Raw genomic sequence first — 26,382 nt, 5'->3', positions numbered from 1 at the left:
AGAAAGTGATCTGGAACCGTGGTGTAGTTGGCCTAACATGCCTGCCTGTCACGCAGGAGATCGCGGGTTCGAATCCCGTCGGTTCCGCCATTTTTTAATTAAATATACACCGTGCCGGTGTAGCTCAACTGGTAGAGCAACTGACTTGTAATCAGTAGGTTGGGGGTTCAAGTCCTCTCGCCGGCACCATTTTTAGTATTTACATCTGAATTTGTGATAGAATGTATATTACAAGTAAAATTGTTAATACTAAGATTCTCTTAGTGGATGAATGGCTTACTCTATGGCGGTCGTGGCGAAGTGGTTAACGCACCGGTTTGTGGATCCGGCATTCGGGGGTTCAATTCCCCTCGATCGCCCCATGATTTTTTAATGGGGATTAGCCAAGCGGTAAGGCAACGGACTTTGACTCCGTCATGCATAGGTTCAAATCCTATATCCCCAGCCATTTCATTACGAGTCATTAGCTCAGTTGGTAGAGCACCTGACTTTTAATCAGGGTGTCGAAGGTTCGAGCCCTTCATGACTCACCATTATATTTTGCGGTCGTGGCGGAATTGGCAGACGCGCACGGTTCAGGTCCGTGTGGGCTAACCCCCGTGGAGGTTCGAGTCCTCTCGACCGCACCATATGTTTTGCGGAAGTGGCTCAGCGGTAGAGCATCGCCTTGCCAAGGCGAGGGTCGCGGGTTCGATTCCCGTCTTCCGCTCCAATATTTGCGCCCTTAGCTCAGCTGGATAGAGCGTTTGACTACGAATCAAAAGGCCGGGAGTTCGAATCTCTCAGGGCGCGCCATTATTCTCATAAGTATCGGGATGTAGCTCAGCTTGGTAGAGCACCTGGTTTGGGACCAGGGGGTCGCATGTTCAAATCGTGTCATCCCGATTTTTTTTATTTGCGGGTGTAGTTCAATGGTAGAACTTTAGCCTTCCAAGCTAATAGCGTGGGTTCGATTCCCATCACCCGCTTCCGAGTAACATATAGAAGAGCCTTTGCTTATAGCAAAGGCTTTTTTTGTGTTAAAAAGAATAAGTGTAATTTATTTAAAATAAGGTCAATTGTCATTTGATTAAGGATGAAATCTTTGTTTAAATAAATAGAACAATTCGTATCTGATTAACCGCACTTATTTATAAAGGAGGACAAACAGTAATGAAAAGAGCTCTGGTCATTGGTGGAAACGGAACATTAGGTAAAGCCGTTGTTGCGAAACTGAGAGATTATTCCGTTGAGGTTATTACAGCAGGTAGACAATCCGGGGATGTTCAGGTGGATATGACGTCGACAGAGAGTATTACAACCCTCTTCGAAACGGTGAGAAATATTGATTACGTCATTGTGGCGGCGGGCCAGACCCATTATGCGAAACTCGAAGAACTGACACCTGAGAACAATATGATTAGTATGCAGGGTAAACTGCTTGGACAGGTCAATATCGTATTGATTGGACAGCACTATATTAACGACAAGGGGAGTTTCACGCTGGTCAGTGGCATTATACAAGACCACCCTATTGAGCAAGGTGCATCAAGTGCTATGGTCAATGGGGCTATTGATTCGTTTGCCAAAGCGGCAGCGTTTGAGTTACCAAGAGGCATTCGTTTGAATTCGGTTAGTCCTAATCTGTTTGTAGAGTCTGCGGAAAAATATAAGGATTTCTTTATTGGATTTAATCCTGTACCTGTAGAGAAAGTGGCTAATACGTTTATCCAGAGTGCACTTGGGATTGAAACAGCCCAGAACTTTAAGATTTATTAAAAACCGGACAGTTATATATGATTTTGATGATTACCTATCCCTAATTAATTGCAGGATGAGAAAGGTGTACATGAAATACATTTAGCTGTTAAGCATGTAGAATGATTTTTCATGAAACAGAACTGAATGAGGCCATTTGAAATATTAAATAAAAAGGAGATCCACCGAAAATCCGGTGAATCTCCTTTTGTTTGTTGTGAATGAAACAGAGGTATATTGACTATTATGGAGCAGGTAGCCCAAGAACTTCGAGCATTTCATTACGTTTGAGCGATTCGGCAATGGGGCCGTCAATGAGCCATTTCTTAGCATTGAGGACATAGACATGACCATTTTGAACAGCAGGTAGGCTTTTCCATACTTGGAGTTGCTGGATTTCATTGAGTTCATCTTTTGTTTTTTGCAACGCTTCAGCTGACCCATCTGAGCTAATGGACACGATAAACAGATAGTCTGCTTTGATTTCAGGCAAAAGCTCAACCGAGATACTGGCATTCATCCGTTCCGGATTCTCTGCCTCAAGTTTGGTAACGAGAGCGTCGGGAGTGAATCCAACCTCATAACCCGCTCCTATATAACTGGAAGCTGGAAATGGCGTGGATGGAATGGAAGAGAAGAACAAACGCATATCCTTCTCTTCCAGGCGCAGGAATGCAGCTGTAGGTTTGGTCTTGGTGATATCGGCTGCGAGCTTCTGAGCTTCAGTTACTTGGTCTTTATTTTTTTGTAAAAGCTGTTCAGCCCGCTCTTCAATATCCAGTGCAGTAGCTACCTTCACGATAGATTCCTGCCAATTACGGCGATCATAAGTGATCGTAGGCGCGATCTTCTCGAGTTGTTCGAGAATCTTGGCATCCAAACTGGCATTGGCAATAATGAGGTCCGGATTGGCGCTGACTACAGCTTCAAAATTGACACTTTCATTGATGGGTTCGACATCCACGCCTTGAGCTTCAAGTTGCTCATTCAGGTAATCTTGCCGACCAATAGGTGTAGCAAGTACCAGTGGTACCTCCAAGGAGAGGAGAATGTCCTCCATATTAATGGACACAATCCGTTCGGGATGTGCCGGGATTTCTTTGCTGCCACTGGCGCTCTCCACGGTCTTAGTAGCTGATTCATTGGATGAGTCCCCATCTGTCCCCGCAGCTGATTTTACGCCATCAGCAGATGACTGCGAAGTGCTAGTAGGTGTCTGTCCACACGCAACAAGTAACATGGCGAGTATGAACAGGATCCCCGTTATTTTGACATAATGCTGTTTGTACATCATAATCCCCCTGTGTTTCTAATGATATTGATTCTCAGTACACTTTATATTGTAGCGGTCTCATGTTGGGGGAGACATAGCCTTCTGTGCTATCCGGTCATGGATTAATGTGCTGAGTTCCACCAAAAAGTTTCAGGGTTTCATCGATAATTTGATCATGGGCATATGGTGAATAATCCAACCAAGGCATTTCATCTAACAAATATACATGCTGGTTCTGCACGGGCATCAGATTTTTCCATAGCTGAGTATGTTGTAGTTTATGCCAACGTTGCTGGGATTCTGAGTCCTGATCCACAATCAGTAACATGCGATCTCCAACCATTAGAGGCAACTCCTGTTCATCCAATGCACGATAGACTTGTCCTGGAAGCAGATCGTATGAAGAGGACACGCCCAGGTCGTTATATAGAACAGCACCCCCATTGCGTCGCCCGTAGATTAACAGATGACCCATCATGATATGAATGATGGAGACCGTATCCTTACCTATTAGATGACTAAGCTGCTCTTTGGCATGGGTTACTTTGTCATCATACTGCTCTAACCATTGCTGAGCTTCTTGTTGCTGTCCCACAATGGAGGCAACTTGTACGAAGTGTTCCCGCCAGCTCAATCCTTTCCATGGGATAACGATGGTAGGAGCAATTCGCTGCAGCGTTCTTTTTAACGTATGGGCTTCGTACTCATTACAGAGTATGAGGTCCGGGCTCGCTTGCATCAACAACTCAACGTTGGTTTGCCAGATATGAGGATTCATGTGTTTGCTACGTCCCAGATGATAAGGGATATTCGAGAAAAACAGATTCCTGTGTTGATCACGTCGGTTATCGATCAATGCCGCATGGGGGATGATCTGTAATGCCAGCAGATGGCCAGTGGTTCCGAAGGAGAGAGCAGCAATTTTGCTGTGTTTCTGCCGTTGATAGGTGGAGGGAGACACGCCAACATATTTTTTGAATTTGCGACTAAAGTAAAACTCGTCCTGAAAACCAACCTGTGAGGCGATATGTTTGATGGTTTGGCCGGGGACAAGCAGCATCTCTTTGGCCCGGTCCATGCGGATGCTATTCACGTATTCCATGGGACTGATGCCAGTGCGGTTTTTGAATACCCGCGAATAGTGCCATACACTCATGCCTGCCACTCCGGCAAGAACTTCCCGAGAAAGATGCTCAGCATATCCAAGCTCAATAAGTTCAAGTGTTTGATCCAAAGCAGAGGTGTGTTCGGAATCTCCTATTGCACTTTCTTTGGGAGGAGCATACACATGGCTCAACAATTCATGCATCAAAGTCTGAATACGAAATGGACGATTTTCTTGAGGTACAGAGACGCATTCATGGAGCTGTGAGGCAATTCTGGTACATTCCTGAAAAAGTTCATGCGGTAACTCATCGGCATAAGACGAACGAAGTAACCCTTTTTGGTATACCTCCATTACAGTAGATCTGGAAGTGGTTTTGTTGATATCTGAAATGGGCTTCAACATATCAAAATATATCGCGATGCCCTGTAAGGGATGAACCTCATCTGGCGTATATTCTATCGCTGTTCCTGGCAGGATCAGATACATTTTGCCGAGTGTGGCATGATTCAGCCTGTGCCCAATACGAATATCGGCTTCACCGCCAGTACAGATGAGCAGGAGATGTGAGTCTGCTAATACGAATGGAGCAAGAAAAGACGCTTGATCGAGAACTTCGGATGTCTTGAATCTTGCATATAGGTCACGGGTATGGTCACCGTTAGATATCAGTGGAAAGACTTGCAAAGTCACCAGAATCCCTCCTTAACTTGCAATAGTAACATTACATATGATGCATTTGAGAATCATTATCAATTATCGCATATTGTCATTCAAATAAGAAGTCCATATGATATATGAAATGAAATAGCGAATTCTAATCATTGAACCGCGTAATTCTCCACTATAACTTGAATTGAAATAGGTTACCGAGTTGGAAAATAGCCAATGCATATTTCCCATCATCTAAACCGTTGAGCGAATAATTAGTGAAAATCTCAACTGATGTTAATCGTAGAATTACTTAAATAACAGATCATTTAATTCACTACGAAAAAAAAGACAAGCCCTCTCCTACGATGTCCACAGGAAGAGGAACTTGTCTTTTTAATTAGAGCTTGCGATTAGTATCTTTCCAGAATCGTCTGTGTTTTCAAGCCATCAGCCGGAATCAGCCAGTTGTTGTTCTCCAGCAACTGCAACAGTTGGGTACGCAGTCCGGATACGGCTACAGTATCATCGGTTTTGAAAGAAACCTCTACGATATTCTCAATACCTGTACCTGCTGCGTCACGGATCGGCCATACTTCGAGCGTAAGCTCTTGACCATTCCATGTACCTTCATAACGATGGAATGTGATTGGACCATATGCACGGGATTGAGTCAGTTGTTGTTTACCCCAGTTGGAGGCAGACCAGTTTTTCAATTTGCCCGGAAGCTTGTCCAGTAACATGTTCAAGGCTTCTTGCTGGGAAGGAAGTTGGACTCCTGTCGCTTTGGTATCGACTTTTTTGGTATTGGAGAAGCTCAGGGTTTGTTTGCCATATCCCCAATCAATTTCAGCCTCGTAGTTATCATCTGATTTGTCGAATCCCTCTTGGTTAGCCAGAGTCAGCGCTGCGTTGATGTCGCCATTGATTACAGGGTAGCGTTTTTTATAAGTCAATTCGTAGTTATTCTTGTCATCCTTTTTGCGAAAACGAACGTTCCATCCTTGTTGATCCAATCCGAGAGCATTGGTGTCGAAGTACTCCACGTTAATGTTTCTTGGCGTGGAACTCAGGCCGAGTGTCTGAATCACTTCACTGCGTGGTGTCCCATCTGTATTCAATACAAGTTCCGGCTTGGCCAGAAACTTTACTTCATATGCAGGAACGGCATTGGCAGCAGCTGAAGCCTGGGGTGCCCCCAGAAATGTCATTCCACTTCCCAATGTTACGATGCTCAGCATCAATGAGGCGGTTACCTTTTTCCACTTTTTCAAAACCAATCACTCTCCTAATCTGGATTAACGTACAGATCCCACTTTATCGCCCGAATATATGAAAGCGATTAAAGGGAAGCGCACATTGCGTTAACCCTGCATAGATTTGATGAATGGCAAACGATAGTTTATAGCGGATCAGGGCAATCAGCCATGGAAAATGGGGAAGCCGTGACTCACCTGTCGAAGCACTTCTTTGAAGCGGTTTACCTGAACGGAAGGGTGGCGGTCCTTGTTATGTACCGTATAGATATGCCGCGGTGCTTGCTCTCCGGGAATGGGAAGAACTTGAATGAGCCCGTGCTGTTCCTCCCACTGTACCGCCATCCGAGACATGAATGAGACATGCCCCCCGATTAACACGAGCTGTTTGATTGCTTCCAGGGAATCCATCTCCACGGTACTCCGCAAACGAATATCATGTTGCGCAAGCCATTGATTGGTTAGCCGCCGTGTACTGGATTCATTGCCATGTAAGGCAAAAGGAATCTGCGCGATATGATCAGGCGTTAATGCATCCTTCTGAGCCAACCCATGCTGCGGAGAACAGATCAATACCAGGTCGTCTTCACACAGTGTCTCGGCTTGCAGCGCGGGTCCAACAAACGGTTCGGAAGAGATCACCCCCAGATCAATCTGATGCCGAATCAGCATCTCGCGAATGACAGGTGATGGTTTGACGGATAAGACGATACGGATGCCCGGGAACTCCTGAGAAAAGGTGTTGAGTATGGCGGGCAGCAGATATGTAGCTGGTACATAGCTTGCCCCAATGTGCAGGGTCCCCCGATAGAGGCTGTCATATTCCTTCACAACCCGCCTTGCCTCTTGGGTCAGAGCATTGATTTTGACGGAATAATGGAGCAAAGCCTGTCCGGCCTCGGTCAGAAAGGTCTTTCCACTGCGCGATTCGAATAATCGCACACCCATCTCTTCCTCCAATGACTTCATATGAAATGTAACGGTAGGTTGCTTGATCCCCAGTAACTCGGCCACGCTTGTCATGTGATGATGCTTGTCGATCAGCTCAACAATTTGCAATTTGATCAGATTCAATGTCCCAACACTCCTCTCACTTCTACTAGCCCAATATATAAGATGATCTAATGTTTTTCATAAAGACGGAGAGTACAGAACCAATCTGAAGAAGCGAAGCCAAAAGCTTTCTGGAAGAAAGCTGCTTCGGAAGCATATGCTTCGCCTTTATCCCCGGATTTCTCCCTTCATAAAGGGAATATAAGAAATCTGGGGATAACAGCGATCGGAAGATGGTGCTGTAATCGGAGCGACAACATGAAAATTAATTTAGTTCACCTACTATAGATTTAATCTATGAACATCAACAGAATTCATCTAAAAAGTTAATTCCAATTTTACATACAAGACATACAACTCGCGAAAGCGGACGTTAGACTGAGAACAGTGCAAGAGACAAGTAACAGAAGACAGGCAGGGATGCTTATGAAATTAGAGATGACTGGAATTCAAAAATCATTTAATCAAACACCCGCACTGCTGCCGACAGATCTAACGCTGGAACATGGAAAGTTCACGACACTGCTTGGCCCATCGGGCTGTGGCAAAACAACACTGCTCCGCATGTTGGCCGGGTTGGAACAGCCGGACGCGGGGGAGATTCGTGCAGATGGTCAGTGTATCTACTCTGCGGCGAAGCGGATTGATATACCGACACACAAGCGTAATCTGGGCATGGTGTTTCAGGATTTTGCATTATGGCCGCATATGACCGTATACGAAAATGTAGCGTTTGGCCTGAAGGCCGGAAAACAGAAATCCGATCTGCGGCAAAAGGTGAACGAAGCACTTGGCATGGTTCGCCTGCAAGGCATGGAAGATCGATATCCTCATCAGCTGTCTGGTGGACAGCAGCAACGGGTTGCTTTTGCCAGAGCCGTAGCGGTCAGACCTGGTGTGATCCTGTTCGATGAGCCACTAAGTGCACTGGATGCTGTACTTCGGGAAGAGATGCGGATTGAGATGATGTCACTGGTTCGGGACATGGGACTGACTGCGCTGTACGTCACACATGATCAGATCGAAGCGATGTCGATGTCGGATGAGATTGTGGTGATGCAGAAGGGGCGGATATTGCAAAAAGGAAGCCCGGAAACGATCTACTCGGCACCAAGTGATCCGTATGTCGCTTCGTTTATCGGAAAGTCCAACTGGCTCACGCCTAATCAATCGATGGTGCGACCAGAGCATGTCACCTGGAACAAAACAGGTCATGATGATCTATGTTATCCGGGGACGGTACTTAGTGTCAGCTATGTAGGTGAGCGTTATGAAGTACGAGTGCAGATGGAAGGGCTGGGCGTGTGGACAGCCTATATGAACCAAAGAATGTGCGTTGGGGAGCGGGTTCAGCTCTATGTAGCCCCTGAGCGAATATGCCGAATGGACGGTTATGACCACCCGAGTATGAAGCAGAACGAAGCGATCGCAGTGGCATATTAAATTGGTGAACGAGCACGCAGTTGGAAGCGGGAGTACACATTTTATAAGAAACCAGGGGAGTGGACGAATATGTTGGGTATGAAAACACGGAAAAAGAGCGCAATGCTGTTATTAACAGCGGTAATGAGTATCAGTTTGTTCGGATGTAGCACAGGGAACTCGACTACAGGCAACGCGGCACAACCGGCGGGTGAAGGAAACACAGCAGCAGCGGCGGAAACAACGAAACCGGCTGGTGGCAAGCTTGTCTTGTACAGTGCTGGTCCACAGAAGCTGGCGGATAACATCGTGAGCGGATTTACGGACAAAACGGGAATTGAAGTCGAGATGTTCCAGGGAACGACAGGCAAAATTCTGGCTCGTATGGAAGCAGAGAAATCCAATCCGGTTGCAGACGTTGTGATCCTGGCCTCTTTACCTTCAGCACAGGCTCTGAAAGCCGATGGACTGACTATGCCATACCCCGAAGCAGCAAATGCAGACAAGCTGAACAAGGATTGGTCGGATGCAGAGGGCAACTATTTCAGCAGCAGTGCTTCCGCACTGGGTATTGTGTATAACACCAAACTGGTATCTACACCCCCAACAAGTTGGGCAGAGCTGGCTACGCCTGCGTGGAAAGATGCAGTGAACATTCCCGACCCAACATTATCAGGTTCAGCACTCGACTTCATCACAGGGTACCTGAGCGCGAACGGTGAAAAAGGTTGGGATCTGCTGAGTGCCTATAAAGCCAATGGTGTAGCGATGGCAGGTGCCAATCAGGAAGCACTTGATCCGGTCATTACGGGTGCCAAAAGTATCGTAGCGGCAGGTGTGGACTACATGGCGTATTCCTCCAAAGCAAAAGGTGAACCACTGGATATCGTATATCCTGAGGAAGGCACAGTCATCAGCCCAAGACCGGCTGCGATTCTGAAATCCAGCCCAAATGTAGAGAATGCCAAATCGTTCATTGACTACTTGTTGTCCGATGAAGCACAGAAGCTTGTTGCAGATGCCTATCTGATCCCGGGCCGCGAAGACATTGAAGCGACTAACCGTGCCAATGTGAAGGATATTCCACAGCTTAAAGTGGATTGGAACTGGATGAGCGAACATGGCGAAGAGACAGCGGCGCGTTTTTCAGAGACTTTTAAGTAAGTATTTTTGCATAAATCCAAAGAGCGTCTTTCAATAAGCAAGGTATAGATCGAAATGTTTCTATTCGTCTATACCTTGTACCCGCCAGCGATTTGATTCGAATTATGCAAAATACCGAAAGAAACAAGTATAGAGACAATTAGGCAAAAGGAATACCTGCTGTCTGTGGAAAGTCATGTGAGGTGAACGTAGTGAAACCTGTTGGAATGGACAACAACCGAATTTTTCGGAGAGTGGGCGTGATTCTGGCCCTCTTTCTGCTGACTATAAGCATTGGCGTGCCGCTCTTGCTGATCTTCTGGCAAAGTGTGTATCCGGATGGACAGTGGGACTGGATGGCTCCGATTCGCACGATTACAGGTCATCATCTATCAGGTGTATTGCTGAACTCCGTCTGGCTTGGTATCTCCGTTGTAGCGGTAACCACGCTGCTGGCGTTGCCGCTTGCCTGGATGATGGCGAAGACCCGGATGGGCGAGCATCGCTGGGTGGATGTGATCCTGATGATTCCGTTCATGACCCCGCCTTATATCGGCTCGATGGGCTGGATTCTGTTTATGCAAAAAGGGGGATACCTGCAGCAATGGGTGCCCTCATCTGCGGGCTGGAGTGAGCTGTTCTTCAGCTTCTGGGGCATGGTGCTCATCATGAGCTTGCATCTGTTCCCGTTCCTGTATCTGCTGCTTCGAGATGCGTTGATCCGCATCGGTGGCAATCTGGAAGAAGCGGGAGCTGTGCACGGTGCACGTGCAGGGTACCGTTTCAGACGTATTATTTTACCCCTGTTGTTGTCGTCTTACGGCATGGGCATCATGCTGGTCTTTGTCAAAACGATTGCGGAATTCGGAACACCGGCAACCTTTGGGCGCAAGATTGGCTATTATGTCATGACCTCCGAAATTCATAAATACATCTCCAGTTGGCCGATTGACTTCGGTAAGGCGACTTCGCTGGCATCGGTGCTACTGTCCGTCTGTCTGGTGATGTGGTATATGCAGTCTGCCATGAGTCGGAAGTTCACGTATCGTCTGGTTGGTGGCAAAGGGCAACGTTCAAAGCGATATTCTCTTCGTGGCGGAGCAGGATGGTTGTGCGGGGTGTATCTTGCAATCCTGTTGATCCTGTCGATAGGTATCCCGTATTTCTCCATCATCGCTGCTTCGACCATGAAGCTACGGGGATCGGGACTCGCTTTTGATAATCTGACCTTGGATCATTACAAGGAGCTGTTATCTTGGGGATCAGTGAGTATGAAGGCAATCGGGAACAGTCTCGGGCTATCCCTCGCGGCTTCCACGGTTGCTGTTATTATCGGAACTGGATTTGCGCTCGCGATCGGCAGATCATCTTCATTCATGCAGCGTGTGATTGACTTGTTCAGTCTGTTGCCTAATACGGTGCCGGGGATCGTGATGGTGGTGGGTCTGATTCTGTTCTGGAACTCACCCTGGATGCCAGTCACGTTGTATAACACCTACGGCATGGTTGTGCTCACGTACGTTGTTCTCTTCTTGCCTTACACCGTGCAGTATGTAAAATCAAGCTTTACCCAGATTGACGGAACATTGTTCCAGGCTGGGCAAGTATTTGGCGGGAAGCCGCTGTATATTCTGAGGCGTATCCTGATCCCGCTGATCCTGCCCGGCATGCTGGCGGGTTGGATGATGACCTTTACGATTGCAACAAGGGAACTGGTCGGATCGTTGTTGATTCTTCCGCCGTCGATGCAGACGTCGGCTACGTATATTTTTGCCCAGTTTGAACAAGGTCAGGTATCACTGGGAATGGCGATGGCCGTGGTGACTGTAGGTATGACGGTGCTGATGCTGCTGGGAATCGAACTGCTGAATTCAAAGAGAAAGTGGAATGCATCATGATCAAACTGAATGTATGGGGCGGGGCAGGGGAACATGGACGTTCCGCCTATCTCCTAAGGGGGAGCCGCTTTCGCCTTTTGCTGGATTGTGGTGTAAAAAAAGAAGGCACAGGCCAGTATCCGCTGATTGACCCGGAGATTGTTCCGCAACTGGATGCGGTCTTCTTGTCCCACGCCCATGAGGATCATTCGGTCGCCATCCCATTGCTGTATAAGATGGGTTACAAGGGTGAAGTGTGGACGACAAGGGAGACGAGGGCGCAGCTGCGTACGTATTTTGCCAACTGGCGTAGGTTCGTAGAGCGTGTAGGCGAAGAACTTCCTTATGATGAAACAGATGAGCAAGCTATTCGTTATCGGTATCTGGAGGATGAGGTTGTATCCCAAACCTGGTTCGAACCCATTCCTGAAGTAAAAGTGATGTGGGGCCGGAGTGGACATCTGGCTGGATCGGTGTGGTTTGGGGTTGAAATGGAAGGTAAGCGGATTTTTTATTCCGGGGACTACACGTCCGAATCGATGCTTTTACAGGAGGATTGTCCAGCGGAGGCGTTCTCACGGGCAAACATGATTCGTGAAGATACGTTGTTCGATGCTCCGAGCAGTGAACAGTGGGGCGCGGAGGAACTAATCGTTATGAACAGTGGGCAAAAGGCTGGAGAAATCATAACGTCCCAAGATCAGATATCTGTTGCATCAGAGGCATCGTCAAGAACACTTGTATCCATGGAGATACCCATGAAGCAGGTGAATTTCACATCCAACGGAGCAGATGGAGCAGGCAGAGCGGTCAGAGCAAACGTAGCAGACGCTGCGCCAATATCTTCCGTCGGGCTGGTGGATCTGGCGATCGTTGATGCGGCCTACGGTACGGACCAGGATACACAGGCTGACAAACTGGAACAGCTGGAACGAGCCATTCGCCAGACGATTGCTCAAGGTGGAAAGGTGCTCTTACCTATGCCTGTCGTAGGGCGTGGACAGGAGATCATACTGTGGGCACAACAACAATTCCCGGCTATCCCAATCGTAGTGGAACAAGGGTTGGTGGACGGTATGAAGCAGCTTGTGCATGTTCCGTATTGGTTGAGGGAGAAGGGAGAGCATGTCATCCCAATTTCGTTGAAAGACGGAATTGATGGCTTTCTGACCGGACGAGGATGGGATCTACCTACAACCACCCAAGAGCGGGAACAACTGTTGGAACATCATGCTGCTTCGCTATGGTTCATTCCGGACGGCATGATGCAGTCCTCGCTTGCCCGTTGGTACTATAGTCAATTATCGGACAGGGAGGAGAATCTGATTCTGCTCACCGGGCATGTTGCTCATGGTACATTTGCTGATAAGTTGCTACGGGTTCCTGACAAGTATGGCGTGTGTGATGTGCGGAAAATACGTTATAAAGTACATCAGGGCTGGAAGGATGTTGAACGGATGCTGCATCAGGTTCCAGCAAGGCATACGGTCCTTGTACATGCTTACCGGGAAGAGACGGACAGATTAAAAGAAGGTTTGCTCAAGAATAGCCCATCACCGGGAACAGTGATACATTCACTGTCTGCTGGTGACGAGCTATATGTGTGAATTGTGCATGAATCGAATTGATGCGTCAGATTGGAACGTCCCTGGGGACGTTCTTTTTCCATTGTTGACTGATCATTTAGGGTTCGCGATGAATGGGATGTTCAAGTTCGGCATGGCCCATCAAACTATCAACGGCTTCGCCATCCACCAGTATATCCAGGCTGTTCACTTCATCAAATTGAAACATCGTTGTTGTTAAAGCTTCCAATGCGAGCAATTCTCCACTGGTACCGAGGTTGGCTTCAGCGGGGATATGAACATCAAAAGTCACCGTACCCTCAGCATATTGAATAGAGAGCAATTCCACCTGCTCCCAGAGGGAAACAAGCTCCGAATCGGTGTTCGTTTGCAACGCTGCAAATATCTTTTCATATTTTTCGGAATCATCCTTGTATTCAATTTCCTGCTCTGTTTTCTCAAGTTCCAGTACCTGAGAATCTGCCAAATATACATCGACGACTTGTATATTCATTGTACCCAGATCCACCTCCGTTTCGGCTGGGTTTGGCGCCTGTACCTGTCCTCCCTGAACAGCAGGTTCATTCGAACCGGATTGGCTCACTGGCTTCTGGGCACATCCAACTCCGATAAGGATCAAGCATGATAATATAAGTGCACAACCTAGCTTCTTATTCAAAGAATCACTTCCTTTATCTGATTTATTTGATGGTTTACAGGCCCAAATACTCCTTGATTCCATCGGCTATCGCTTGAGCGGCTCTCATCTGAACGTCATCGGACGACATCAGTTCTTCATCGAGCACATTACTCAGGAATCCCACTTCCAAAAGCACCGCAGGCATGGTCGTGTCTCGGATCACTTCCAAGTTGCCATTTTTCACACCACGATCTCTAAGCCCCATGGCTTTCAACAAACGTTGATGAATGATAGTGGCTAATTCCTTGCTATTACTGCGTTGATAATAATATGTCTCCGTACCTGTGGCTTGGGGGGCGGACTTCACGCTATTGCCATGGATAGATACAAATACATCCGCATTTAATTGATTGGCGAGCTGAACACGCTCTGGGCGGGTTGGATAGGTATCACCTTCACGAGTCATCACCAATTCGATATTGGGTTCATTGAGCAACAGGGCTTGTACTTTGTGAGCTAATGCCAGATTGTATTCCTTCTCGGGTTTGTTCGTGATGCTGATCGTCCCTGGATCACTGCCACCGTGTCCTGGATCGATGACCACAACCTTGCGTCCTGAGTCGCCTACTGGAGTGACTGGAGCAGGTGTGACATTGTCACCCGCAACATTCAGATCAATAATCAGTTTGTCGGCAATCAGATTGTGGCTGTACTGGACATTCTTCACATTATTCAATTCTACGACAATGCGAACTTGTGCCGGTTCTCGTTTGAACAGTGAATATCTCACTTCTGTCACATTGGGATAACCGCTCACATCCAACTTGCCATTGAGTCCTTGATCCAGCGGCTGGGAGATATCGCCAAAGGTGGCTCCGGGCAAGTCCACAACCAGACGATCAGGGTACTTGAGGGTCGTTACTATCGGCTGAACGGCCCCATCGGTGGATAACACGAGCTGATTATTGGCAAATTGGATATCGGTTACCTGAGCGGTAGACGTTGAATCCCCTTTTCCAGAACTCTTGCCTGGATCGATAGCAGGTTCCTTACTGGTGTTTGTTAAGTATACGATCTTGTCTTGATTGTTCCATCTTACCTTAAGCCCCATTTGTTCACTGACAAATCGAATGGGCACCACCAGCGTTTTATTCAAAATCTGCGGTGCTGTGTTCAAAGTGACTTGTTTGTCAGCAACCATGGCTTGCTTTTGATCGACGGTTAGGGAAATCGTCTGTTGATCTTGCTGAATTTTTACAGTGCGTGCTTGTTGGTTCCAATCGACTTTGAATTTCAAATTTTCGGCAACGACACGAATCGGGATCATCACGTTTTTATTGATAATCGTCACCTGTACATCACTTGGGAGGACTAATTCCTCTCCATCCATAAAGATTTTCGACGTGCTTGCAGCGGCATTTCCCTGATTAGGGAGCAAAACGAGTAAGAACAGACTCAAAAACAGTAGTAAAATAGTTTTCTTCATTATGCACCTCGACTAGTATTAGATCTATATCTTACTATCCAAAATATCCCTACATAATATAAACGGTAAAAATGTAAAAATGTTTCTCTTCTGATATCTAATTATCAATTGATGGAAGAAAACATGAGGTGGGATCGCAAATGGGATGAATATCTCTCTTTTTATTTTCAATGATGTAATTAAATTTCATATAATGTTTGACTTGTGAAATTTAATATCATATACTGGGTGAAATTATGGCAGGATGACGTGTTCATCGGGTCTTGCAGGAGGTTGGAAGTGGATGGATACAGGCAGCTATCCGATGTGGGAGAAGTATCGTTTGAAGCAGGAGCATCTGGTCATTGGACTAATGTCAGGGACGTCTCTGGACGGAACGGATGCGGCGCTGGTGCATATTCAAACCGATATGAGCGGGGCATTACAGCAGATCGAGCTGGTTGATTTCGTCTGTGTGCCGTATTCGAATGAATTGAGAGACGTACTGATTCGGTTATGTTCGCCGGGGACAGCTCGTGTCGACGAGCTGACTGCCGCGCATTTTGGTGTATCGGAGTGGTATGCGCATAGTGTTACGGAACTGATGCGGTCTGCCGGCATCTCAACGCAGCAGGTGGATATGATTAGCATGCATGGGCAGACGGTATGGCATGCTCCTGTAGCATCTGCATTTCCAGGGCCAACGGGAGCAGGTATTGATGTGGTATCGACATTGCAGATCGGTGAATGTGCTGTCGTTCGAGAACGGACAGGACTGCCAGTGATTGGCAACCTGCGAGCAAGGGATATGGCGGCTGGTGGGGAAGGTGCCCCGCTTACGCCTTATGCGGATGCTCTGATGTTCCGAAGCCCGACGGAAGGGCGGCTGGTGCAGAATATCGGCGGCATTGGCAATGTGACGGTGCTTCCCTCCGAGTCATCTAGCGAAGGTATTTCGGCATTTGATACGGGACCAGGGAATATGGTGATGGACGCCATTGTGCGTCAGGCAACGGATGGGCGGCAGCATTATGATCCGAATGGAAGTATTGCCGCACAGGGGAAGGTCGATCAGGGTCTGGTAGACCTGTGTTTGGAGGATGAGTATTTCAAAAGACTTCCACCGAAAAGTACCGGGCGAGAAGTATATGGAGCCGCGTATGCAGTGAGACTGATGGAGATGGCCGCAAAGCGTTCCTTATCTCTTGAAGATACGCTGGCTACTGCCACCTGTCTGACCGCGGAAACCATCGTGCGTGCAGTGAAGGATTTTATCCTGCCCAAGGTGCAAATATCGGCCATGCTCGCGTGCGGTGGTGGCACTTCCAATGCCACGTTAATGGAGATGATCCGTCAGAGACTACCGAAGGATATCCGTTTGGAGCGAACGGCAGATTATGGTATACCCGATGATGCTCGGGAAGCCATTGGATTTGCTTTACTTGGCCATGAGGCACTTATGGGAAGAACCAATACACTCCCGGCAGTAACCGGCGCGAAACACGCCGTAATCTCAGGCAATCTCACACTTTAGTGAGGTATGACTTTAATTGGAGTTCAGTTATGGAAGGGCGAGGAATTCGATTAGACGCGAGTGGAATTATAAGATAAAATGCTTGTACATGAATGCAGTACGGAAAGGAGGAGCGAATGGAAGGCATGAAAGGTGGACTTGTGCGTTTACGCGCATTAATGGATGATTTAACTCCGTCCGAACGGAAGATCGGAGCTTATATTCTCGATCACCCGCAAGAAACTGTTCAATCCTCGGTGGCCCAGTTGTCTGAAAGGAGTGGAGGCAGCCCAGCTGCCATTATCCGTCTCTGTAAATCACTAGGTGTAACGGGTTTTCAGGAGCTGAAGCTGAAGATTGCCGGAGATTTGCAGACGAGTGAGCCATATCAATATACGGAGATTCGTCCCCAGGACTCCATGGAGAGCATTATTCAGCATGTGTCCGCAAACAATATTCAGTCGGTGAAGGATACGGTTCATATTCTGGACCCACGTCTGGTAGAAAAAGCCGTGGACGTGCTTCATCAGGCAAACCGGATCTTTTTCTATGGAGTAGGGGCCTCCAACCTGATTGCGCTGGATGCACATTACAAGTTCATGCGAATCAATCGCACAAGCTTTTCGTTCGCCGATCCGCATATGCAGATTTCGTCTGCAACGACGCTTCGTGAAGATGATGCGGTGGTATGTATCTCGTATTCAGGGGAGACGTCGAACGTAATCTCCTGTCTCAAGCATGCTCATGATGGCGGTGCAGCGACAATCAGCATTACCAAGTGGGGCAGCAATACACTCAGTAGTATGGCGGATGTACCCCTGATGATTACTTCCACCGAAAGTGATATTCGGAGCGGAGCAACCTCGTCACGGATTGCACAGCTGAACGTGATCGACATTTTGTATCTCGCGATTGCCAGTCGGGATTACAACCAGTCGGTGGAGTATTTGGAGAAGAGCCGACAGGCTATTCTGGAGCACAAGTGAAGTAGAACCATATGAATCCCTTTCTGTTCATGCAGGAGGGGATTTTTTGACGTATTATATCCGCCTCTATATAAAAATAAAAATAGAGCCCAGACTAATGTCGGGCTCTTCTCTTTCAACCTCTAATAATACCCCTGTACGGCTCAGGAAGGCCCCGCAATGGCGCTACGGACAAAACCGTCAGCCAGATCAAGCCTGTGCTGGGCTTCTGTTACGTCCACGCCTGCCATCAGCATGACGATTGCCGTTTTTACATGACCGTCTGCACCGGTAAAAGCCTCTTCAATATCTGCTTCATTTGCTCCGGTTGCCAGATGGATCATGCGTTTGGCCCGATGGACAAGCTTCTCATTCGAAGGGTTCAGATCAACCATGAAATTACGATAAACCTTGCCCAGACGAATCATGGCGGTAGTGGTGAGCATGTTCAGAATCATTTTCTGGGCGCTGCCTGCCTTCATACGTGTTGAACCCATGACAACCTCTGGGCCGACAACAGCCTCAATGCTCACATCAGCCAACAGGGTCATCGGCGTGCCTGCATTATTGCTCAGGCTGATCACCGTAGCCCCGACCTCCTTGGCGTGCCTCATCGCACCCAGCACATACGGCGTTCGTCCACTGGCTGCAATGCCAACCACGACATCGTTTTTGTCTAAGCCATGTTCATCAAGGTCCGCAGCTCCCAACTCCTCATTATCTTCAGCACCTTCAACCGGGTCCTTCACTGCCCGGAATCCCCCTGCAATAATACCCTGCACCATGGAGGGAGGGGTTCCGTAGGTAGGCGGGCATTCCGAAGCGTCAAGTATTCCTAATCGTCCACTGGTACCTGCGCCTACATAAAAAAGCCTGCCGCCAGACTGAAACGCCTCCAAGATCCGATCCGCAGCTTGAGCAATGACCGGAATCAGGGGCTGGATGAGCTCCGCAATCCGTTGATCTTCCTTATTAATGAGCTCCATAATTTCTGCCGAAGGCAATTCATCTATATGATCCGTTAATGGATTGGGTTGTTCTGTTAGTAGTGAATTCAGCATGTGATTCATCCGTATGGCCTCCTTCTCTCTTTTAAAATGATTCATTCAGGGAACAGCGTTTTCTTGCCAGTTGTGCTGCGCCAATCGCTGGAGCGGGGGCATCTTCACGATATACAAAGTCCAACTCTCCATAATATCCTGATAACTTCTGGATAAATGTATTTCGGAAAAGTGCAGCGTATCGAAACATTGATCCGGACAGGACAACCGGAGTGGATGCAAATTCGGGATGACGGGCAATCAGCGCCTTGGCGGTATCCGCCAATTGTGAGGCTTCGTCAATGATTAGTGCGCGGGCGGCCTCATCTCCGAGTTCAGCAGCTTCTATAGTTAGGCGGGCGATGGATGCGGTCTCGGTTTTGCCCCAATCCGTCTGATACACCCGCGTCTTTAGCTCCGATATATCCCGAAGGTTCAGATTCTTTAGAAGAAGCGGGGTTAAACAGGTTGGAGGAAGAACACCGTCATAACTTTGCATAACCACTTGGAGTGCACGCTGCCCGATACGATAGCCGCTCCCCTCATCTCCGAGCAGATGACCCCAGCCTCCTGCACGGTATCGCTCGCCTTCCCGCGTAAATCCGTACACGATGGAACCTGTTCCAGAGATACACAATACACCGTGCGTATGTCCGAGAGAGGCCATCAGAGCAATCTCTCCTTCGGATACAACCCAGACTGGACAACCTTCTGATGCCTGTCGATTACGACTCTTCATATAGTTATTTACTGCTTCGGCTATAAGTTGCCGTTCTTGGATCGTATCTACACCTGACATACCAAGGCATATACCCTCACAATTTGTCGATAAATCACTTATTAGATTAAATAGCTGTTCCAGCACTCGTTGCAGTTCGGAAAGGGCCTGTTCAGTGGATACGCTGTGAGGATTCGTGGGACCGCCGCTGAGTCGGGCAAGAATTTCACCAGATTCAGAAATGATTGCTGCATCAGTATTGGTACCGCCTCCATCTACGCCTACATATACTCGCAAAGTGGCTCACCTCGCTTGCTTGGGTTTTCTTTTTACATAGTATAGTTGCATGAAAAGAAAAAGTAAAATTAAATTTTATAATAAAAAATAATGTTGAATTTTTATTTTACAACTCATATAATGAATTCAATCTACAATTTTGGAAGGAATTAATACTGTTAATGTCAATTAAGTTGACGTTAATATTGCATTTAAGAGATTTAGCTTGCGACTGGCAGGCCCAATCTACAGGGGAGGTGCTTTTCCTTACTGCCGCGTGTATAGGTGGATGGCGTTTGAAGGCTGAACGATCACAAAGGGGTAGCATGGTTAGGCAATGAAAGAATCGGATGATGACATGCAAAGGAGATGAAGGGATGAAAAAGAAGGGTCTGGTATGGACGATGTTGTTGATGATGGTCTGGGTTACTGCCTGTGGGAATAGCGGAGGTGCTGCTCCGGATGACCCGAATGCCGATGATACGGTAACGGTATGGACCTATCCTGTACATGGCACATATGAAGATGAACTGAAGGGTCTAATCTCTGATTTCAATAAAGAACACCCGAACATTACCGTGAAGACGGAAATGCTTTCCTGGGCGGAAGGGCCCAAAAAATTCGATGTCGCTCTGAACGCAGGTAACCCGCCGGATCTTTACTTTCATAGCGTAGACGGCACATATGTGAATACGGGATTGGCACTTGAGCTGGACAGCTACCTGACACCTGAGATCAAGGACGACTACCTGCCAGGTACGCTTGATTTAGGCCAGATTCAGGGGAAACAGTATGGACTGCCTTTGTATCAATTCCAATGGGCTTGGGGTGGTAACAAACGCATTCTGGAGGAAGCGGGCATTGATTGGAAGTCCATTCAACAAAATGGCTGGACCTGGTCCGAATTCAACGATGCTGCTGCCAAGCTGACCAAAACGCTGGATGGCGGGGCCAAGCAATATGCACTGGTTACCGACGGAACCTCGCTTGACTTCATTGAAATGCTGTCTCGTAACAACGGGATGATCGATGTTCTTGATAAAGACGGCACGTTCCAATGGAATGATGGTCGCATTCTGGATACCCTCTCTTTTATCAAAAACCTGATGGATCAAGGGTATATGCCGAAGGAAACGGCGGCTCTCGCTCCAGCGAAACGGACGGATATGTTCTACGCGGGGGAAACGGCGATTATTTCCAAAGCGATTCCTTATTATGATGTGATGATTCAGAACCGCAACAAGGACATCGATGATGGCAAGGTGCAGGGAGAGAAGATTGATTTTGTCCTGCTGCCTGTACCACATAATGATGATCAACCTGCTGCCACAACGATGGGCGGCGAAGGGTATGTAGCCTTCAAACAGAAAAAGGACAAGGGCGAACAGCATGCCAAAAATACGTTCCTGGTGATGGAGGCGCTTAGTGGTGCCAAAGCAGGGAACTCGGCCAATGAACTGGCGCTTCCATTCGTAAGACAGTCCCAGGTGGATCTGTTTAAAGGAAAAGAGCTTGGTCAACCGGATAATCTGGCTGCTGCAAAAGTCATGGCAGAGAATATCGCGATGCCGGTTGTACTTGAACTGGATATCGACAAAGCATCCCAGCAAAAACAATTCAAGGAACAGGTTGTGAAGCCAAACATCCAGGCGCTGTTCTCGGGAGAAAAATCACCGGAGCAGATCGCAGAAGACTTCAAGAGCAAAGGCCAGCAGATGTTTGGACAATAACTCGGACAATCAAACATAACGTAAAACCACACTGATTAGGAGAGGAGGATTCGCCATGCAGACCGCCCTTGCGCCAAAATCGTCAGTGCCCCGGACTTCCCGGGTTGCCCGGTTTTGGCGAGACTACGGGTGGGCGTATTTGTTTATTTTGGCGCCTGTCCTGCTGTTTCTCATTTTCACACTGTATCCCGTTCTGACGGCTCTTGTGATGAGCTTCCAGAAATACAATATTATGAACTCGACGTGGGTTGGATTGGATAACTACGAGCGTTTGGTGAAGGATGAGACATTCTGGAAGTCGATTAAAAATACAGTCATCTTCACCGTAGGCACAGTCCCGGTCAATATTCTCATTACATTTGTACTGTCCTATTTCATCTATCAGATGAAAAGCAAATGGCAGACATTTTTCAAAGCTACCATGTATCTGCCTGCGGTAGCCTCCGGGGTGACCATCTCCATTGTATGGTTGGCGATCTTTGACCCGACAGATTCGGGACTGCTCAACCGTTTCCTCGGTCTGTTCGGCCTTGACCCGGTAATCTGGCTGGGCCAGTCGGGAACGGCACTCTTTTCCCTCATTCTGATGAACTGGCTTGGATCGCACGGAGCGGGCATTATTCTGTATCTGGCAGCCATGGGTGGTATTCCGAAATCGCTGTACGAGGCGGCGGATATTGATCATGCCAGCGGCTGGACCCAGTTCAGCAAGATTACATGGCCGCTGCTCAAACCAACGACGCTGTATCTGCTCGTTACAGGTGTGATCACGTCTTTCCAGGTGTTCATCTCGGTATATCTGATGACACAGGGTGGACCAAACTTTGCGACAACTACAATCGCTTATCTGATCTATGAGACGGCATTCAAGTTCTATGAGTTCGGATTGGCTTCGGCTCAGTCATTTGTACTGGCGATTATCATCATTGTCATCTCCGTCATACAGTTCAAATATTTCTCCAGCGATATTGAGTATTAAGCATCCGGGGGTGAATGAAATCCATGAAATCAACACAGAAAAAGATCCTGCTCGTTGTTGCATCCATTCTGTTGGTGGTCTGGGCGCTGGTGACGGTCATTCCGATGTACTGGATGCTGGTCGGTTCGGTGCAGGATAGCGCGATGTCGGCTTCCTTCAAACCGCAGATGATCCCGGAGCAGCTGTCCTTATCACCATATGAGCGCTTTTTTGCCAAAACTGATGCCTGGCGCTGGTTATACAATTCGCTGCTCATCTCGATCATTCTGACCGTAACAAATGTATTCTTCGCCTCCCTGGCGGGATATGCGTTCGCCAAACTGAAGTTTCCGGGTAGTCAGGCGGTATTCTGGACTTTGCTTGGGACCATGATGATCCCGGCGCAGGTGACACTGATTCCTTTGTACATTCTGATGGTCAACGTGTTTGACCTAGGGGATACGTATACGGCCATTATTCTGCCTGCTGCCGTTAGTGTGGGCAACATATTCTTGATGAAACAGTTCATGTCTACGCTGCCCACATCGCTGATACATGCGGCACGTATCGATGCATGTAGTGAATTCGGCATCTTCTGGAAAGTCATTCTGCCGATGGCAAAGCCGGGAATCGCGGTGCTGGCGATATTCACGTTTGTAGCTTCGTGGAACGAATTCTTCTGGCCGTTCCTCATTACCAATTCCAACGAGATGCGTACCATTCAGGTGGGGCTGGCCTCGTTTGTATTTGCCGAATCAACGGACTTCGGCGCGATGATGGCAGGGGCAACAATAGGTGCGCTGCCCATGATCATTCTGTTTTTCTCACTGCAACGTTATTTCCTGCAGGGCATTACGATCGGTGCAGTTAAAGGTTAACTGTTAGTTCAGGACAAGCGACAACGTAAAGGGGGATCTACCTATGGCACGCGTGGAGTTTCGCCAAGTGCGCAAAGAATTCAAAGACGATCATAAAGGAACGTTCACGGCTGTGGCCGGCTCGGACTTTGTTATAGAAGATAAGGAATTCGTAGTGTTTGTGGGTCCTTCGGGCTGTGGCAAGACAACGTCATTGCGGATGATTGCCGGACTTGAAAAGCAAACGAGCGGCGATATTGTGATCGGTGACCGGCTTGTTAACGATCTGCATCCGAAGGATCGGGATATCGCGATGGTGTTTCAGGATTATGCACTGTACCCGCATATGACCATCCGTGAAAATCTGTCCTTTGGCCTGAAAAATCTGAAAAAGCCAAAGTCCTATATTGATGAACAGGTGCAGAATGCGGCCTCCATTCTGGGACTGGAAGCGATGCTGGAGCGCAAACCACGCGAGCTGTCTGGTGGTCAGCGCCAGCGTGTTGCGGTGGGACGGGCGATCGTCCGTGATCCGCAGGTGTTTTTATTCGACGAACCATTGTCCAATCTGGATGCCAAGTTGCGGGTACAGATGCGGGTGGAGTTGGGTGAGCTGCATAAACGTCTCGGTGCCACGATTGTGTACGTGACGCATGATCAGGTAGAAGCCATGACACTTGGGGAACGCATCGTGGTCATGAATCATGGAGACATTCAGCAGGTGGCTTCACCGAAAGAATTGTATGCGAGTCCGCGGAATATGTTTGTTGCCGGATTTATCGGTTCCCCGGCGATGAACTTCATCGATGCCCGGATTGAAGGCACGCAGGTTGTCGTGGACGGTGCATCATTCACCTTGCCAGAAGATCTACTCGCTCGTCTTCAGAGTCATCAAGGCAAGCCGGTGATTATGGGTCTGCGTCCAGAGCATATTTTTGGTGATGATGTCGCTCCGAATATCCCGACAGACCACATGCTGCAGGCGCGGGTTCAGGTTGTAGAACATCTGGGCTCCGAGAATTTGGTATATTTCCATTCCGGTGCCCGTACTGTTACGGCCAAGGTCCACCCGGAAACACATGCTTATGTAGGTATGGACAAAAATTTTGTACTGGACCTGCGTAAGGCGCAATTTTTCGATCCAGAGACGGAGCTTGCGATCGGACGTGAGTAAGAGACGATGCCTGGTGAAGAAGGAACGGTGAGAAAGGGGAGAATGAAAATGCGTAAGCTGAGTGAAGTATTGATCAAGTCTGGCGCGGAAATCTATCGGGATATTATTCCGGTGGCCTTGTACAGTGTCTTTAGCTCCATCATATTGGTTCCCATTCTGATGTTTGCTCCGTTGCCGATCGCGGTGCTGCTACTGGCCTTGATGTATATGCCCATGCTGTTCGGGGTTTGTTATGCCGTGCATAACAGATTGGAACGTAAGGAACGGCGCAATGGACTTAAGGATATCTGGGTCGGAACATTGAAGGGAATAATCCCGGGAGGATCGGTGGGTGTGCTTTTCGCGGTGCTTGGCTTCATTCTATGGTCAACCTGGTGGTATTACGGTGGACAGGGTGGAATTACAGGTACAGCAGTGGGTGCATTCCAGACATTCTTTGTTCTCATGGCGCTGATGTCACAGTTCTATACCTGGCAGCTTGTTTTACAAAAAAACATGGGCATCGTTCAGGCGATGGGGGAAAGTGTAAAGCTGTTTTTCCGTCACCCGGGGTACACGATGGGCGCTTGTTTTCAGGCCATGTGCCTGACGGCTCTGCTGATGCTGACTGTCGTTGGTTTCGGAGCGTTGTTTGGAGGGATGTTTGCCATCTATCAGCATAAGGTTGCTCTTAATGTGCTGGAGCCTGAAGAAGAGCCTGTCGTAACAGGCGGTAATGATCACCAGCATACAGGCTGGGTCAGCCAGGGGAATGTGTGATGGGTCAGTTGAATGGGACCGAGCAGATCCCGGCTGTGAAAACAGGAGTTGATCTTCTGTCCAGAGGGTTATCGCATCCATGGATAACGGGTAACCGAATCGGTCTAATTACAAACCCGACTGGTATTACAGCGGATTTCGTATCGACAATAGATGTGTGCGCCGGACTGGCTAATACCGAGCTTACAGCGCTCTATGCCTGTGAGCACGGACTTTATGGAGAGCTTCAGGCGGGTGTCAGATTCGGAGACATGCTTCATCCACGTCTGGACATTCCGGTGTTCAGCCTGTATGGAGATTACAAGAAACCTACGCCTGCAATGCTGGCTGGAGTGGATACGGTGCTGTTCGACATTCAGGATGTGGGCATCCGTTATTACACGTATGCCTCAACCTTGTTCCATATGATGGATGCCTGTGCTGGAGCAGGCAAACGTATGCTGATTCTGGACCGTCCCAATCCGCTGGGTGGAAACGTTGTGGAAGGCGGTGTGCTGAACGCAGGGTATGAATCACTCGTTGGCGCTTGGCGTGTACCTGTACGTACCGGATTGACGGTAGGTGAACTCGCCCTGATGGTCAACAGCGAGATGGATGTACCTTGTGAATTGGACGTGGTTGCCATGGAAGGATGGCAGCGTTCCATGGAGTATGCGGATTGTAGGCTTCCCTGGATGTTACCCTCTCCCAATATGCCCACGCTGGACAGTGTGCGGGTATATGCGGGTACGTGCCTGTTCGAAGGCACTAATGTATCGGAGGGCAGGGGCACGACCCGCCCATTCGAGTGGATTGGAGCCCCCTGGGTTGAGGGTGAGCGTTTGGCGGAACGATTTCGGGAATACAAGCTGGAAGGTGTACATGTGCATCCAGTGTACATGTCCCCAACATTCTCCAAACACGCAGGTGAGCTGTGTGGTGGCGTAAGGATTTTTGTAACGGACAGCAGGAAATTTCGGGCGGTAGAGACAGGGTTAGTGCTTTTGCATGAACTGGTGTCACTCTATCCGGAGCAATTCCGCTGGCTGGAGCCACCAGAGCCGGGTTCAAGGTACTTTATCGACCTGCTGGCAGGGGGGAAGGAAGTCAGGGAAACGATTCATGACCGCGCGGAATTCATTCGTTTAATCGAAGCGTGGAATGTACAGGCAGCGGAATGGAAGGAGCGGCGAAAGCCGTTTTTGTTATATGAATGAACGGATGTT

Annotated in this window: 21 protein-coding genes and 10 tRNA genes; 23 read left to right on the top strand and 8 right to left on the bottom strand. The window is 48.2% G+C overall.

Annotated features, from left to right (window positions below; genetic code table 11):
• Positions 1–12 precede the first annotated feature (12 nt).
• The 11 genes from J2Z28_RS23815 to J2Z28_RS23765 all read left to right on the top strand — a co-directional run bounded on the left by J2Z28_RS23815 (position 13) and on the right by J2Z28_RS23765 (position 1,758).
• Positions 13–90, top strand: a tRNA-Asp gene (locus J2Z28_RS23815).
• Positions 91–113: 23 nt separating this feature from the next.
• Positions 114–189: transfer RNA gene (locus J2Z28_RS23810), tRNA-Thr, on the top strand.
• Between the two features lie 97 nt (positions 190–286).
• Positions 287–362: transfer RNA gene (locus J2Z28_RS23805), tRNA-His, on the top strand.
• 11 nt (positions 363–373) lie between these two features.
• Positions 374–448, top strand: a tRNA-Gln gene (locus J2Z28_RS23800).
• A 9-nt stretch (positions 449–457) separates the two neighbouring features.
• Positions 458–533: transfer RNA gene (locus tag J2Z28_RS23795), tRNA-Lys, on the top strand.
• Positions 534–542: 9 nt separating this feature from the next.
• Positions 543–629, top strand: a tRNA-Leu gene (locus tag J2Z28_RS23790).
• Positions 630–637: 8 nt separating this feature from the next.
• Positions 638–712, top strand: a tRNA-Gly gene (locus J2Z28_RS23785).
• Between the two features lie 6 nt (positions 713–718).
• A tRNA-Arg gene (locus J2Z28_RS23780) sits at positions 719–795 on the top strand.
• Positions 796–811: 16 nt separating this feature from the next.
• Positions 812–885: transfer RNA gene (locus J2Z28_RS23775), tRNA-Pro, on the top strand.
• Positions 886–897: 12 nt separating this feature from the next.
• A tRNA-Gly gene (locus tag J2Z28_RS23770) sits at positions 898–968 on the top strand.
• Positions 969–1,152: 184 nt separating this feature from the next.
• On the top strand, positions 1,153–1,758 hold the full coding sequence (locus J2Z28_RS23765; protein WP_211084541.1) for a short chain dehydrogenase: 606 nt from the start codon (positions 1,153–1,155) through the stop codon (positions 1,756–1,758).
• Positions 1,759–1,981: 223 nt separating this feature from the next.
• Here J2Z28_RS23765 and J2Z28_RS23760 read toward each other — a convergent pair whose 3' ends face one another.
• The 4 genes from J2Z28_RS23760 to J2Z28_RS23745 all read right to left on the bottom strand — a co-directional run bounded on the left by J2Z28_RS23760 (position 1,982) and on the right by J2Z28_RS23745 (position 7,096).
• Positions 1,982–3,031, bottom strand: a complete 1,050-nt coding sequence (locus J2Z28_RS23760; protein WP_211084540.1) for an ABC transporter substrate-binding protein — start codon at positions 3,029–3,031, stop codon at positions 1,982–1,984.
• 94 nt (positions 3,032–3,125) lie between these two features.
• Entirely contained in the window at positions 3,126–4,808 is a 1,683-nt protein-coding gene (locus J2Z28_RS23755; protein WP_211084539.1) for a helix-turn-helix domain-containing protein, read from the bottom strand.
• 371 nt (positions 4,809–5,179) lie between these two features.
• On the bottom strand, positions 5,180–6,040 hold the full coding sequence (locus tag J2Z28_RS23750) for a hypothetical protein (protein ID WP_211084538.1): 861 nt from the start codon (positions 6,038–6,040) through the stop codon (positions 5,180–5,182).
• A 147-nt stretch (positions 6,041–6,187) separates the two neighbouring features.
• On the bottom strand, positions 6,188–7,096 hold the full coding sequence (locus tag J2Z28_RS23745) for a LysR family transcriptional regulator (RefSeq protein WP_211084537.1): 909 nt from the start codon (positions 7,094–7,096) through the stop codon (positions 6,188–6,190).
• Between the two features lie 405 nt (positions 7,097–7,501).
• On the opposite strand from J2Z28_RS23745, the gene J2Z28_RS23740 reads away from it, so the two are divergent.
• From J2Z28_RS23740 to J2Z28_RS31350, 4 genes are all read left to right on the top strand, one after another.
• Positions 7,502–8,518, top strand: a complete 1,017-nt coding sequence (locus tag J2Z28_RS23740; RefSeq protein ID WP_211084536.1) for an ABC transporter ATP-binding protein — start codon at positions 7,502–7,504, stop codon at positions 8,516–8,518.
• 69 nt (positions 8,519–8,587) lie between these two features.
• On the top strand, positions 8,588–9,661 hold the full coding sequence (locus J2Z28_RS23735) for an ABC transporter substrate-binding protein (RefSeq protein ID WP_211084535.1): 1,074 nt from the start codon (positions 8,588–8,590) through the stop codon (positions 9,659–9,661).
• A gap of 206 nt (positions 9,662–9,867) precedes the next feature.
• A complete protein-coding gene (locus J2Z28_RS23730) occupies positions 9,868–11,538 on the top strand; it encodes an ABC transporter permease (RefSeq protein WP_211084552.1) in 1,671 nt (556 codons plus the stop codon).
• Positions 11,535–13,124, top strand: a complete 1,590-nt coding sequence (locus J2Z28_RS31350; protein ID WP_244988486.1) for an MBL fold metallo-hydrolase — start codon at positions 11,535–11,537, stop codon at positions 13,122–13,124. The genes J2Z28_RS23730 and J2Z28_RS31350 overlap by 4 nt, the downstream gene beginning before the upstream one ends.
• Positions 13,125–13,200: 76 nt before the next feature.
• On the opposite strand, the gene J2Z28_RS23715 is transcribed toward J2Z28_RS31350, so the two are convergent.
• A complete protein-coding gene (locus tag J2Z28_RS23715) occupies positions 13,201–13,761 on the bottom strand; it encodes a GerMN domain-containing protein (protein ID WP_211084534.1) in 561 nt (186 codons plus the stop codon).
• Positions 13,762–13,795: 34 nt separating this feature from the next.
• Positions 13,796–15,208 carry an N-acetylmuramoyl-L-alanine amidase family protein gene (locus tag J2Z28_RS23710; RefSeq protein WP_211084533.1) on the bottom strand — a complete coding sequence of 471 codons (1,413 nt, stop codon included), beginning with the start codon at positions 15,206–15,208 and terminating at the stop codon, positions 13,796–13,798.
• A 283-nt stretch (positions 15,209–15,491) separates the two neighbouring features.
• Here J2Z28_RS23710 and J2Z28_RS23705 point away from each other — a divergent pair, with 283 nt between their 5' ends.
• Positions 15,492–16,721, top strand: coding sequence for an anhydro-N-acetylmuramic acid kinase (locus J2Z28_RS23705; protein ID WP_211084532.1), 1,230 nt, complete (start codon positions 15,492–15,494; stop codon positions 16,719–16,721).
• 125 nt (positions 16,722–16,846) lie between these two features.
• Complete coding sequence (locus J2Z28_RS23700) at positions 16,847–17,686, top strand: MurR/RpiR family transcriptional regulator (protein ID WP_036616797.1); 840 nt, start codon at positions 16,847–16,849, stop codon at positions 17,684–17,686.
• A 143-nt stretch (positions 17,687–17,829) separates the two neighbouring features.
• On the opposite strand, the gene murQ is transcribed toward J2Z28_RS23700, so the two are convergent.
• Together murQ and J2Z28_RS23690 are read right to left on the bottom strand one after the other, a co-directional pair.
• Positions 17,830–18,735 (bottom strand): N-acetylmuramic acid 6-phosphate etherase, encoded by a 906-nt coding sequence (gene murQ, locus J2Z28_RS23695; RefSeq protein ID WP_211084531.1) that lies wholly within the window; start codon positions 18,733–18,735, stop codon positions 17,830–17,832.
• Between the two features lie 22 nt (positions 18,736–18,757).
• Entirely contained in the window at positions 18,758–19,720 is a 963-nt protein-coding gene (locus tag J2Z28_RS23690; protein WP_211084530.1) for an N-acetylglucosamine kinase, read from the bottom strand.
• 356 nt (positions 19,721–20,076) lie between these two features.
• Here J2Z28_RS23690 and J2Z28_RS23685 point away from each other — a divergent pair, with 356 nt between their 5' ends.
• From J2Z28_RS23685 to J2Z28_RS23660, 6 genes are read left to right on the top strand one after another with little or no spacing between them, the layout of a single operon-like run.
• The gene (locus tag J2Z28_RS23685; protein ID WP_211084529.1) at positions 20,077–21,429 is read left to right on the top strand and encodes an ABC transporter substrate-binding protein; all 1,353 of its coding nucleotides are present in this window, start codon (positions 20,077–20,079) and stop codon (positions 21,427–21,429) included.
• A 55-nt stretch (positions 21,430–21,484) separates the two neighbouring features.
• On the top strand, positions 21,485–22,408 hold the full coding sequence (locus J2Z28_RS23680; RefSeq protein ID WP_036616502.1) for a carbohydrate ABC transporter permease: 924 nt from the start codon (positions 21,485–21,487) through the stop codon (positions 22,406–22,408).
• Positions 22,409–22,431: 23 nt separating this feature from the next.
• Positions 22,432–23,265, top strand: a complete 834-nt coding sequence (locus tag J2Z28_RS23675; protein WP_017691096.1) for a carbohydrate ABC transporter permease — start codon at positions 22,432–22,434, stop codon at positions 23,263–23,265.
• A gap of 43 nt (positions 23,266–23,308) precedes the next feature.
• Positions 23,309–24,418, top strand: a complete 1,110-nt coding sequence (locus J2Z28_RS23670) for an ABC transporter ATP-binding protein (RefSeq protein ID WP_211084528.1) — start codon at positions 23,309–23,311, stop codon at positions 24,416–24,418.
• Between the two features lie 48 nt (positions 24,419–24,466).
• Positions 24,467–25,177, top strand: a complete 711-nt coding sequence (locus J2Z28_RS23665; protein WP_211084527.1) for a hypothetical protein — start codon at positions 24,467–24,469, stop codon at positions 25,175–25,177.
• Positions 25,177–26,373, top strand: a complete 1,197-nt coding sequence (locus tag J2Z28_RS23660) for an exo-beta-N-acetylmuramidase NamZ family protein (RefSeq protein ID WP_211084526.1) — start codon at positions 25,177–25,179, stop codon at positions 26,371–26,373. Before J2Z28_RS23665 ends, J2Z28_RS23660 begins: the two co-directional genes overlap by 1 nt.
• Positions 26,374–26,382: the final 9 nt, after the last annotated feature.

The organism is Paenibacillus xylanexedens, assembly GCF_017874615.1.
In the GTDB taxonomy this organism is placed as follows: domain Bacteria; phylum Bacillota; class Bacilli; order Paenibacillales; family Paenibacillaceae; genus Paenibacillus; species Paenibacillus xylanexedens.
The sequence above is the reverse complement of the archived record's forward strand: the minus strand, read 5'-3'. Positions and strand labels throughout refer to the sequence as shown.

What these genes read in the sequence shown, in the direction of transcription:
- murQ (WP_211084531.1), bottom strand. Translation starts at nt 18,735, where the DNA reads ATGAATCACATGCTGAATTCACTACTAACAGAACAACCCAATCCATTA.
- J2Z28_RS23665 (WP_211084527.1), top strand. Translation starts at nt 24,467, where the DNA reads ATGCGTAAGCTGAGTGAAGTATTGATCAAGTCTGGCGCGGAAATCTAT.
- J2Z28_RS23685 (WP_211084529.1), top strand. Translation starts at nt 20,077, where the DNA reads ATGAAAAAGAAGGGTCTGGTATGGACGATGTTGTTGATGATGGTCTGG.
- J2Z28_RS23710 (WP_211084533.1), bottom strand. Translation starts at nt 15,208, where the DNA reads ATGAAGAAAACTATTTTACTACTGTTTTTGAGTCTGTTCTTACTCGTT.
- J2Z28_RS23730 (WP_211084552.1), top strand. Translation starts at nt 9,868, where the DNA reads ATGGACAACAACCGAATTTTTCGGAGAGTGGGCGTGATTCTGGCCCTC.
- J2Z28_RS23675 (WP_017691096.1), top strand. Translation starts at nt 22,432, where the DNA reads ATGAAATCAACACAGAAAAAGATCCTGCTCGTTGTTGCATCCATTCTG.
- J2Z28_RS23760 (WP_211084540.1), bottom strand. Translation starts at nt 3,031, where the DNA reads ATGATGTACAAACAGCATTATGTCAAAATAACGGGGATCCTGTTCATA.
- J2Z28_RS23735 (WP_211084535.1), top strand. Translation starts at nt 8,588, where the DNA reads ATGTTGGGTATGAAAACACGGAAAAAGAGCGCAATGCTGTTATTAACA.
- J2Z28_RS23680 (WP_036616502.1), top strand. Translation starts at nt 21,485, where the DNA reads ATGCAGACCGCCCTTGCGCCAAAATCGTCAGTGCCCCGGACTTCCCGG.
- J2Z28_RS31350 (WP_244988486.1), top strand. Translation starts at nt 11,535, where the DNA reads ATGATCAAACTGAATGTATGGGGCGGGGCAGGGGAACATGGACGTTCC.
- J2Z28_RS23700 (WP_036616797.1), top strand. Translation starts at nt 16,847, where the DNA reads ATGAAAGGTGGACTTGTGCGTTTACGCGCATTAATGGATGATTTAACT.
- J2Z28_RS23660 (WP_211084526.1), top strand. Translation starts at nt 25,177, where the DNA reads ATGGGTCAGTTGAATGGGACCGAGCAGATCCCGGCTGTGAAAACAGGA.
- J2Z28_RS23765 (WP_211084541.1), top strand. Translation starts at nt 1,153, where the DNA reads ATGAAAAGAGCTCTGGTCATTGGTGGAAACGGAACATTAGGTAAAGCC.
- J2Z28_RS23740 (WP_211084536.1), top strand. Translation starts at nt 7,502, where the DNA reads ATGAAATTAGAGATGACTGGAATTCAAAAATCATTTAATCAAACACCC.
- J2Z28_RS23705 (WP_211084532.1), top strand. Translation starts at nt 15,492, where the DNA reads ATGGATACAGGCAGCTATCCGATGTGGGAGAAGTATCGTTTGAAGCAG.
- J2Z28_RS23670 (WP_211084528.1), top strand. Translation starts at nt 23,309, where the DNA reads ATGGCACGCGTGGAGTTTCGCCAAGTGCGCAAAGAATTCAAAGACGAT.